The 1,205-nt window shown below is 39.4% G+C and carries 1 protein-coding gene; it reads left to right on the top strand.

The window, feature by feature from the left end; genetic code table 11:
* Positions 1-1,205, top strand: a 1,205-nt coding sequence (locus BUB42_RS16045; protein WP_139257448.1) for an Ig-like domain-containing protein, incomplete at both ends; no start/stop codon positions are given.

The following is a 1,205-nucleotide window of genomic DNA, read 5'->3' as shown; positions in this document are numbered from 1 at the left end:
GTAACGGCAGTAAATGATGCACCAATAGCAGTAACTGATAATTACACGACCAATGAAGATACAGCAATAGCATTATTACCATTAACTGCTGATACTGATCCTGACGGAACCACACCAACTATACGGTCGATCAATGGAACAACGTTAACACCTGGAACAGCACAAACAATTGCTGTAACTAATGGAACAGTTAACATTACAGCTGCAGGAGTAATCACATTTACACCAGCGTTGAATTACAACGGTTCAGTAACCTTCCCTTATGTAATCACAGATGGTACACTAACTGCAACTGCTAATCAAGTAATTACGGTAACGGCAGTAAATGATGCACCAATAGCAGTAACTGATAATTACACGACCAATGAAGATACAGCAATAGCATTATTACCATTAACTGCTGATACTGATCCAGACGGAACAACACCAACGATCCAATCGATCAATGGAACACCGTTAACACCAGGAACAGCACAAACAATTGCGGTAACTAATGGAATAGTTAGCATTACAACTGCAGGAGTAATCACATTTACACCAGCGTTGAATTATAATGGTTCAGTAACATTCCCTTACGTAATCACAGATGGAACACTAACTGCTACTGCTAATCAAGTAATAACGGTAACGGCAGTAAATGATGCACCAATAGCAGTAACTGATAATTATACGACCAACGAAGATACAGCAATATCATTATTACCATTAACTGCTGATACTGATCCAGACGGAACAACACCAACGATCCAATCGATCAATGGAACAACGTTAACACCAGGAACAGCACAAACAATTGCTGTAACTAACGGAATAGTTAACATTACAGCTGCAGGAGTAATCACATTTACACCAGCGTTGAATTACAACGGTTCAGTAACCTTCCCTTATGTAATCACAGATGGTACACTAACTGCAACTGCTAATCAAGTAATTACGGTAACGGCAGTAAATGATGCACCAATAGCAGTAACTGATAATTACACGACCAATGAAGATACAGCAATAGCATTATTACCATTAACTGCTGATACTGATCCTGACGGAACCACACCAACTATACGGTCGATCAATGGAACAACGTTAACACCTGGAACAGCACAAACAATTGCTGTAACTAATGGAACAGTTAACATTACAGCTGCAGGAGTAATCACATTTACACCAGCGTTGAATTACAACGGTTCAGTAACCTTCCCTTATGTAAT

It is taken from the genome of Flavobacterium micromati (assembly GCF_900129585.1).
In the GTDB taxonomy this organism is placed as follows: domain Bacteria; phylum Bacteroidota; class Bacteroidia; order Flavobacteriales; family Flavobacteriaceae; genus Flavobacterium; species Flavobacterium micromati.
The sequence above is the reverse complement of the archived record's forward strand: the minus strand, read 5'-3'. Positions and strand labels throughout refer to the sequence as shown.